Below are 5541 nucleotides of genomic sequence, written 5' to 3' on the forward strand. Positions count from 1 at the left end.
ATAAGATCGAGATCTGTTGCGGCTGAATGGCTTTCGGGCACAGGGAGGAGGCAATTCCGCCGACCTCAACTCATGCTGGCAGCCCAGGCAAGCTCGCCTGTGCCAGACTTTGAATCAGCCCTGGGTCACATTCGTCTACACCAACGGCGTCATTCAAACCGAAAGCCGTGTTTTCACTGTTGACACCCGCACCACACCCCCACTGATCACAAGTAGTGAATTCGGCCGGGTCTTGCAGTCTCGCTGAGGGTAAGAACCGAACCAGTAGGCTAGTTTCCAATCAAGCCTGTCCCGTTGCTTTCTTCATCTGATCACGATTTAGGACAGCGCCTGGGCCAACTGATCCGGCAGAGCGGAGTAACAGCATTTGAGTCGGGCGTGATCAGCCGCCGGCTTCAAGCCCAACTCCAAGATCTGCTCGGGGCCGATACAACACTGCTCAACCCCCTGCGGGATCTCCTGCAGCGGCCGGCCTTCCGCCAGCTGTTCATCCTGAGCAGCCAGGGGGGCCAGATCATTCATGCCCGTGATGCCCTTCTGAGGGATCTGGCTGAGGTGTACAGCCCTGCAGTGCTGGGGCGGCTTGATGCAGTGCTGCAAAGTTGTCTCAACCTGCCCGGCCTCGCCGCAACCTGGCCCACGTCCACAGCAAGCACGAGCAACACCAGGCCCGCTGCCTCGGCATTCGTATTAGAGGCACCTAGTCAGACGGCACCCATGGCCGCCACACCGACAACTGTGGTCACCATCCCCTCGACCCAGCAGGGACCCACCACCCTCTTGATCGCCCTTCTGGCCTTGATCTGCGGCGCCCTGGTGATGGCACTGACAGGGGTGTTGATAACTAACCGCACGAGTAGCGGAACAACCAGCGCACCAGCAGCTTCAAACCCAAATGGCCCTGCAACCCCAATAGCACCCAGCATCGCCAAGCCTTCCGCCACACCGCTCCCTGCCCCGGCCACTCCAACCTCCGCCACCGATGGGCTTTGGCAGGCCTGCATTGATGACCCCAACGCGGACGGACCGCCGCCACAAGCGGGCGAAACATGGTGGCCTGTGGTGGGTCCAGGCGAAGCCTTACAAGATTCACGGCAGCACTGCCGTAGCGATGCATTCACCAATGCCGGAGGCAACACTCAGATCGCTAGCTTCCGGGACAGAGCAACCGCCGCAGCCTTCGCAGAGCAGCTCACCAGCGACCAGAGCCATCCGCACAGCTTCTGGGTGGGTGATTCCTCTCACTTAAAAAAACTTTTCTAGATATTAGGCCTTGCAAGGTTATCTGTCAAGACTACTCACTATTGGCGCTTTACGCTTGCCCGGATGCCTTCGCTCAGTTTTGATGCTTCCCACCAACTTAGCCTACAGCGCTAGGTTTTGTCCTTTATGCAGTGGGTGCATAGTTCTGGGCCGGATGCCTGTGGGAGCACTGTGTGCTTTCGCCACAAGACCGATAACTGCCCTGTCCTTCTCTGTGATCTCTACCGAAGCCCTTGAGAGTGCTCTGCTGACCCTGGAGCAGATCACCTCACGCATCACGGCGCTTTAGCTATATTGGTTAATTACGCGCTATATTTCTTTGCGAGCACTATGTCGCAGGTTCGAATCCTGTCGACCCGATTGACTTTTCACCGATTGGCCTCTCCTCCACGTTGGACAGGGGTTGGACAGAACCCTTCGCAGGGCAGCCCAGCTAGAGCTGCCTAGACGTCTTGTTTAGGCGCGTTGGCGGCGTTCGTCACTACTCCAAGGGCCGGTATCACTTGATCTCGTAGGGCTCCCGAACCCATGGCGGATCAAGCGGTAGCGCCTGAGCCCGGCCCGGTTGATCTAGCGACGGGCGTCCTCACCCAACTCAGCATCCCTGGGCCAGTGCCACCAGTTCTCAATGCTCAGGCGCTGCCGAATTCGGCGCAGCAAGTTTCTGGGGTGGGTGCGGAGCTGTTGAGGAACTCCTGGCCGCACCGGCTCAAGTAACCACTGCTCCCCCTGACGCTGTAGCGGCCGCAGCAGGAAGCTGCCTTGGCAGGCAACGACAACGACATGCCCGGAGCTGGGTTCAGCATTGCGGACGACCACCATGGGGAGGGCAAGCTGGTCAGCGTTGTTGCGGGGTCAAGGTGAGCAGGTTGTCAGAGCGGTTGTAGCTATAGCTGGCGCGGGTATTTGCTTGCGTCTTGGCTGGTTGCTTTTCCATGGCGTCGTAGTGAGCGCGCATGGCCTTAACACGCTCCTCATAGCCGGGATGGGTTGACTCGGGCTCGGTAATCGAGCCATCACCGACGGAGCGGTGCATGAACTCAAGCTCTTGCTGGCAGACACGGCCGGGGTAGCCAGCGCGGCTGAGCATGGTGGCGGCATCACGGTCAGCTTCCAGCTCGAACTCGCGAGAGCGTTTCATCTCCGCAAGGTTTTTTTGCTCCTCTGGCTGGCCTTTGAGGTTGTGATTGACGTGATAGCTCTGCTCAAAGATGTGATGACGTCTGATGTGCGCGATCTCGTGAGCCACCGTGCATGCCAAATAACCGCTGTGGGGGCCGTAGGCGCGGAAGGTGGCACGGGGTATTACTACGGTGCCGCTGGACGCCGCCCAACCCTCGATATCGCCAAGGGTGTAACCCTGGCGCATCAGTTCGTCCCAGCCATTGCCATAGCGTTGGTAAGGGTTGAGCTGGGTAAACATCTGACACTGATCAGGCTTGCAAAGACCCCGTTGCTCGGCCAGTTGGGCGGTGTAGCTACCGCTAGCCACCATGAAAGCGATCGGCTGGCTGCCTAGGTCGTTGCCACGGCTTAGACGTCGCAACACGGTCTCAAGGGCGCGCACCTCCACTGGCGGTTTCTGGGTCCATGACCAGGCACCAATAACGCCAGCGACTAACCCTGCGGCGGCTATGGCAATCGCAATGCTTTTTTTGACTGGAACTGTCATGAGTCAAGACTCCAATAGATCAAGTAGTCGTCCAGCTTCCTCGACCAGGCGATGGCGCTTGCCCGTACTGCGGGCGCGGGCCTGAGCAGTGCGGTAAGCATCGGCCTGGTTGTGCTTTTCCTGGAAGCGCTGCCAATGGCCAAATTGGTCTTGCCACTGGATCACGATGCGGATCATGGTTAGGCCGCTGGGTAACTGCAGCCAGCATCAGCGCTGCAAGCACCTAGCCACGCAACCTACCTGCGAATAACAAAGCCCAGCTGGTTCTTGATGGCAGTGGCATAGGTGCCCTTGTCGGTCCTGGCAACAGGAGGAACAGCAGCAGTGACAGGCTGAAAAGCTCAGCTCAGCTGCTGGCGCAGAGCCTCAAGCGCTTTCTTCTGCACCCGCTGCACCGACATGGCGCTGATTTGCAGCTGCTCTGCCGCCTGCCGGAGCGAGAGCCCCTCAAGGATGGTGAGCCGCAGGGCCGTGGCTTGAGCTGCAGGCAGCTGATCTACTAGCTGCTCCAGCGCCAGATCATCAGCGGGGCTGGCTGCTTCTTGCTCTGGGCTGGCCAGCTGATCGAGCAGGCACGGCTCGCCTTCGCCGTGGCCATCAAGGCTGATGTGACCCAGGGGGCACTGACCCTGCTCATGCAGCCGGCGTGGAATGCGCACCAGCCGCACCCGATCGCGCAGGTGATGCTGCAGGGCACCTGAGATGCAGCGGCGCAGATAGGGCTCTGCCGGCTCACCTGCTTTGCAGCGCAGGACTGAACGAAGCAGGGCTTCTCTAGCTACCTGGATTAGATCCTCCCGCTCGACCAAAGGGAAGAAGCGGCGGGCAACAGCTGAGGCAACGGCATCAGCCAGGGAGAGGTGCTGGAGCACCAAGGCATCGCGGGCACGGAGGGCAGAGCGGGAAAGCGGGGCAGCCATCTGGGGACGGCAGAGAACCCCACCCCCAACGGCCTGCCGCAGGGATGTGACAAGGACGCCCCAACGGGGCGCATGGCCCGATCCTTGACGCAGCGCGAGGACTGGACGAGGGAATTAGGTGGGTATTTGACGGCTCGGTGGCAACCAGCCCCAACGGCCCCGCTACGGCTGAAAGGCTCCAGCCCTAGGGATCTGCCAGCACGGCCTGTATCGAATGCCCAGTTGACACTGCTGCAGGGAAGCTGAGGCCGGCATGGCCATCAACGGGAAGCGGCAATCCCAGCCTCCTTTTTCGCACGAGAAATGGCTGCAAAGGAGATTGGGCGGGCAACAGTTAGCTCGCTGCGATTCACGGCCATGCAACTGATCCAACTGGAGCGGGACGACTGGAACTTCTTCTGCCCGGCTACCGGTGAACCTGTCTTTAAGGAGACGGGAGAGCCCAATGCCTCAACGGTCCGTGGCTTCTGGTGCCATGAGGTGCCGAATGAACCCGAACTTCTTTGCGACGAACTGCAGCCCCATTGGGCTGCCCATGTCGCCATTCAGGACGCGCTCGACGACGGGGCCGACGTGGTGGCTTTCCTAAAGAGCGTGGACAAACCGAACTGGGTGGCCTTTGAGATCACCACCTGTGGCTTCGCTTGTGGTCCTGTGCGCAGCACTACCTGGACTGTTCTGGATCTCAACGGCGAGGAAGCCTGATGGCATCGCGCAATAGGGCGATGCCACCGCCAACAACGACTGATCTGGCGGAGCACTACGCCGAGCGCATCGGCGAGCCGATGCCCCGGGGGCTCATTCCTGCTGATCTGGAACTGTTGTGGCTGGGACAACTGCTCTTTGGCACTGCAGCGGCCCTGGAGCATCCCTACCGGGTGCAGCCCGATGTGGAGGATTTTCTACGGGATGCACCCGAGGGACACTTCGCCATCGGCTTCTGGGGGCATGGCATGCAAAGCCACGCCTTCTATGTGCAGAGGGTTGAGCCCTGGTGTCGCGTCTACTTGCGGATCCCCTATGGAGGGGTTTATTCAGACCATGAGGCCCAAGCGCTCAGTTTGCATCGGGTGCTGCTTTGGTTGCCTGAGTTCTTGCGAGATGCAGGGCGACATTGCAGGCATCTAAGGCTCGTGGATTCAATGGGTGATGCTCAGCTAAGAGCGGAAGACCTTGAAGGCAATGTGATGGAGAGCCACTGTGGAGTTCATGAAATGGCGCTCAGCTGTGTAGAAATACCTGCCCTTTTTGAGGCTTCGACTGATTAATACCTATAGCTTTTAAGCCGATGCGCTGGTATCAGCCCAGCGTTGAGTGTCGTCAAGCTGGGACGGCTGATGGAACGCACGCCGCGGTGATTAAGCTTGCAATGCGACCGGCCGCGAGATATACGCATCTTCATCTGCATAGATTGCCCGCTCTAAAAAATAACTAAAAATGAAAGAATAGGTTGCGCTGCCAGCCAAATAAAACTGCTACAGGTTCGCCTTTCTCTTAGCTGAGGCCCAGAGCGTTATTAGCACCGTCCATCCCGTTCACCAGAGCGCGACGCCTTCCCCCCCAGGGCTGATTCAAAGTCTGGCACAGGCGAGCTTGCCTGGGCTGCCAGCATGAGTTGAGGTCGGCGGAATTGCCTCCTCCCTGTGCCCGAAAGCCATTCAGCCGCAACAGATCTCGATCTTATCG

At 59.3% G+C, this 5541-nt stretch carries 7 protein-coding genes; 3 read left to right on the plus strand and 4 right to left on the minus strand.

The genetic code is table 11. The features are described 5' to 3' along the window. Window positions 1-294 precede the first annotated feature (294 nt). Window positions 295-1263: a hypothetical protein gene (locus KBY83_RS15310; protein WP_255020423.1), complete on the plus strand. Its 969-nt coding sequence runs from the start codon at window positions 295-297 to the stop codon at window positions 1261-1263. Window positions 1264-1833: 570 nt separating this feature from the next. Here KBY83_RS15310 and KBY83_RS15315 read toward each other — a convergent pair. From KBY83_RS15315 to KBY83_RS15330, 4 genes are all read right to left on the minus strand, one after another. Continuing rightward, a complete protein-coding gene (locus KBY83_RS15315; RefSeq protein ID WP_255020424.1) occupies window positions 1834-2085 on the minus strand; it encodes a hypothetical protein in 252 nt (83 codons plus the stop codon). Between the two features lie 16 nt (window positions 2086-2101). Continuing rightward, window positions 2102-2935, minus strand: coding sequence for a M48 family metalloprotease (locus tag KBY83_RS15320; protein ID WP_255020425.1), 834 nt, complete (start codon window positions 2933-2935; stop codon window positions 2102-2104). Between the two features lie 3 nt (window positions 2936-2938). After that, window positions 2939-3112, minus strand: coding sequence for a hypothetical protein (locus KBY83_RS15325; RefSeq protein ID WP_255020426.1), 174 nt, complete (start codon window positions 3110-3112; stop codon window positions 2939-2941). 164 nt (window positions 3113-3276) lie between these two features. Next, a complete protein-coding gene (locus KBY83_RS15330; protein ID WP_255020427.1) occupies window positions 3277-3855 on the minus strand; it encodes a sigma-70 family RNA polymerase sigma factor in 579 nt (192 codons plus the stop codon). Between the two features lie 357 nt (window positions 3856-4212). Between KBY83_RS15330 and KBY83_RS15335 the strand changes: the two genes are divergently transcribed. Together KBY83_RS15335 and KBY83_RS15340 are read left to right on the plus strand one after the other, a co-directional pair. Beyond that, on the plus strand, window positions 4213-4560 hold the full coding sequence (locus KBY83_RS15335) for a hypothetical protein (protein WP_255020428.1): 348 nt from the start codon (window positions 4213-4215) through the stop codon (window positions 4558-4560). Beyond that, on the plus strand, window positions 4560-5123 hold the full coding sequence (locus KBY83_RS15340) for a hypothetical protein (protein ID WP_255020429.1): 564 nt from the start codon (window positions 4560-4562) through the stop codon (window positions 5121-5123). Before KBY83_RS15335 ends, KBY83_RS15340 begins: the two co-directional genes overlap by 1 nt. Window positions 5124-5541 lie beyond the last annotated feature (418 nt).

It is taken from the genome of Cyanobium sp. WKJ7-Wakatipu (assembly GCF_024345355.1).
Lineage (GTDB): Bacteria > Cyanobacteriota > Cyanobacteriia > PCC-6307 > Cyanobiaceae > Cyanobium_A > Cyanobium_A usitatum.

Coding starts and splice junctions, on each gene's coding strand:
- KBY83_RS15315 (WP_255020424.1), bottom strand. CDS start 2,085: ATGGTGGTCGTCCGCAATGCTGAACCCAGCTCCGGGCATGTCGTTGTC.
- KBY83_RS15320 (WP_255020425.1), bottom strand. CDS start 2,935: ATGACAGTTCCAGTCAAAAAAAGCATTGCGATTGCCATAGCCGCCGCA.
- KBY83_RS15325 (WP_255020426.1), bottom strand. CDS start 3,112: ATGATCCGCATCGTGATCCAGTGGCAAGACCAATTTGGCCATTGGCAG.
- KBY83_RS15330 (WP_255020427.1), bottom strand. CDS start 3,855: ATGGCTGCCCCGCTTTCCCGCTCTGCCCTCCGTGCCCGCGATGCCTTG.
- KBY83_RS15335 (WP_255020428.1), top strand. CDS start 4,213: ATGCAACTGATCCAACTGGAGCGGGACGACTGGAACTTCTTCTGCCCG.
- KBY83_RS15340 (WP_255020429.1), top strand. CDS start 4,560: ATGGCATCGCGCAATAGGGCGATGCCACCGCCAACAACGACTGATCTG.